The 3072-nt window shown below is 74.5% G+C and carries 1 protein-coding gene; it reads right to left on the bottom strand.

Annotated features, from left to right (window positions below; all coding sequences use genetic code 11):
- Positions 1-3072, bottom strand: a 3072-nt coding sequence (locus ACWDBB_RS36075; protein ID WP_449793631.1) for a type I polyketide synthase, incomplete at both ends; no start/stop codon positions are given.

Genomic DNA, 3072 nt, shown 5'->3' with positions numbered 1-3072 from the left:
CCTCCGCCACCACCAGCCACTCACCGGACGGAACGGTCGCGGCGGCCTCCGGCAGGGGCTTCCACTCGACCCGGTAGCGCCAGCCGTCGACGGTGGACTCCGCGGTCCGGCGCCGACGCCACTCGGACAGCACCGGCAGCACCGTGCCGAGCGAGGAACGCAGGTCGTCGTCCCCGGAGTCCAGGGCGTCGGCCAGGGAGTGCACGTCCTCCTGCTCGACGGCGTCCCAGAACCAGCCGTCGGCCTGCTGGGTCGCACCGCCCGTACCGCCCGTACCGGCCGGCCCGGCCTCCGGCGCCGAAGAGCTCTGCAGCCAGTAGCTCTGCCGGTCGAACGCGTACGTGGGCAGCTCCACCCGCCGAGCACCGGTGTCCCGGCCCCGGACGGCCGTCCAGTCGACGGCCGCACCCCGCACATGCGCCAGGGCCGCCGCACCGACCACCGTCCGGGCCTCCGCGCGCCCTGCGCGCAGCGCCGGGGTGAACACGCCCTGCTCGACGCACTCCTGGCCCATGGCCGAGAGCACGCCGTCGGGGCCCAGCTCCAGGTACGTGGTCACGCCCTGGGCCTCCAGGGTCCGCATGCCGTCGGCGAAGCGGACCGCCTGGCGCACGTGGCGCACCCAGTACTCGGGCGAGCACAGCTCCTCGGCGCTCGCCGGGGCACCCGTCACGTTCGACACGACCGGGATGCGCGGCGCCGCGTAGGACAGGCCCTCCGCCACCCGGCGGAAGTCGTCCAGCATGCCGTCCATCAGCGGCGAGTGGAACGCGTGCGAGACGTTGAGACGCTTGGTCTTCTCGAACTTCCCGGCGATCGCCAGGACTTCGGCCTCGTCGCCCGAAATCACCACGGACGTCGGCCCGTTGATCGCCGCGATGCTGACGTTCTCGGTGAGCAGGGGCAGGACGTCGGCCTCGGTGGCCTTCACCGCGACCATCGCGCCGCCCTCGGGCAGCGCCTGCATCAGCCGGCCACGGGCCGCCACCAGGGTGACGGCGTCGTCCAGCGACAGCACGCCCGCGACGTGTGCGGCCGCCAGCTCGCCGATCGAGTGGCCGACCAGGAAGTCAGGGCGGACACCCCAGCTCTCCAGCAGGCGGAACAGCGCCACCTCGACGGCGAACAGCGCGAGCTGGGTGAACTCCGTCCGGGCGAGAACCGCGGCGTCCTCGCCGAACACGGCTTCGCGCAGCGGCAGTTCGACCCGCGCGCAGACCGCGTCGAAGGCCTCCGCGAACACCGGGTACGCCTCGTACAGCTCCCGGCCCATCCCCGGCCGCTGGCTCCCCTGCCCGGTGAACAGGAAGGCCAGCTTCCCGCCCTCGGACATGCCCTCCACCACGCGGGCGGAGCTCCGCCCGGCGGCCAGGGCGGTCAGACCGTCCGCGAACTCCGTACGGTCCCAGCCGATCACGACGGCCCGGTGCTCGAAGGTGCTGCGTCCGGTCGTCAGGGAGTGCGCGATGTCGGCGGCCCGCAGGTCGTCGTGCTCCTCCCAGTGGGCCAGCAGTCGCCGCGCCTGGTCGGCCAGGGCCTGCTCGCTGCGTGCCGACAGCACCCACGGCAGGACGGCGTCCGCCGCCTGCACGCGCTCCACCGGCTCGGCCGGGGTGCGGTCGGGCATGCCGACCTGCTCGATGATCGTGTGGGCGTTGGTCCCGCTGATGCCGAAGGAGGAGACGGCCGCGCGACGCGGGCGCCCGGTCTCCGGCCACGGCCGGGCCTCGGTCAGCAGTTCCACCGCGCCCGCCGACCAGTCGACCTTCGGCGAACGTTCGGTCACGTGCAGGGTCTTGGGCAGCACGCCAGCCCGGAGGGCCATCACCGTCTTGATGACGCCCGCCACGCCGGCCGCCGCCTGGGCGTGGCCGATGTTGGACTTCAGCGAGCCCAGCCAGAGCGGGCGGTCGCCGCTGCGCTCCTGGCCGTAGGTGGCCAGCAGCGCCTGGGCCTCGATCGGGTCGCCCAGCGCGGTCCCGGTGCCGTGCGCCTCGACCGCGTCGATCTCGGCGGCCGACAGCCCGGCGTTGGCCAGGGCCTGGCGGATCACCCGCTGCTGGGCGGGGCCGTTGGGGGCGGTGAGCCCGTTGCTGGCACCGTCCTGGTTGATCGCGCTGCCGCGCACCACCGCGAGCACCGGGTGCCCGTTGCGCTCGGCGTCCGACAGCCGCTCCAGCAGCAGCACGCCCGCGCCCTCGGCCCAGCCGGTGCCGTCGGCGTCCGCCGAGAAGGCCTTGCAGCGGCCGTCCGAGGCGAGACCGCCCTGGCGGCCCATCTCCAGGAACATGCTCGGGCCGGCCATCACCGTCACGCCGCCCGCGAGGGCCATCGTGCACTCGCCGCTGCGCAGCGCCTGGGCGGCCCAGTGCAGCGCGACCAGCGAGGACGAGCAGGCCGTGTCGACGGTGACCGCCGGGCCTTCAAGACCGAAGGTGTAGGCGAGTCGGCCGGAGGCCACCGAGGTGGCGTTGCCGGTCAGCAGGTGGCCCTGGAGGCCCGCCTGGTCGACGCCCTGCCCGGTCGCGTAGCCGTGCGAGGAGGCGCCGACGAAGACACCCGTCGGGCTGCCCTTCATCGAGGACGGGTCGATGCCCGCGCGCTCGAAGGCCTCCCAGGAGGTCTCCAGCAGCAGCCGCTGCTGCGGGTCCATGGCGAGCGCCTCACGCGGCGAGATCCCGAAGAACGCGGCGTCGAAGCGGTCCGCGTCGTACAGGAACCCGCCCTCGCGGGCCTGCTGGGTGCCGCTCTCGACGGCGGCCAGGGCGCTCAGGTCCCAGCCGCGGTCGGTCGGCAGCGCGCCGACCGCGTCGGTGCCGGAGAGCACCAGCTGCCACAGCTCCTCGGGGGTGCGGACACCGCCCGGGAAGCGGCAGGCCATGGCGACGATCGCGATCGGGTCCTCGTCCGCGCCCGCCGTCCGGACGGCCACCGCGACGGGCTTCGCCGCCGGCCGGGCGCCGAGGAGCTCGCCCAGCAGGTGGTCCGCGAGCGCGGCGGGGTTCGGGTGGTCGAAGACCAGGGTGGCGGGCAGCCGCAGGCCGGTGGCCGTGTTGAGGCGGTTGCGCAGCT

The sequence above is a fragment of the Kitasatospora sp. NPDC001095 genome (assembly GCF_053598615.1).
This window is presented reverse-complemented; position numbering and strand designations above follow the sequence as displayed.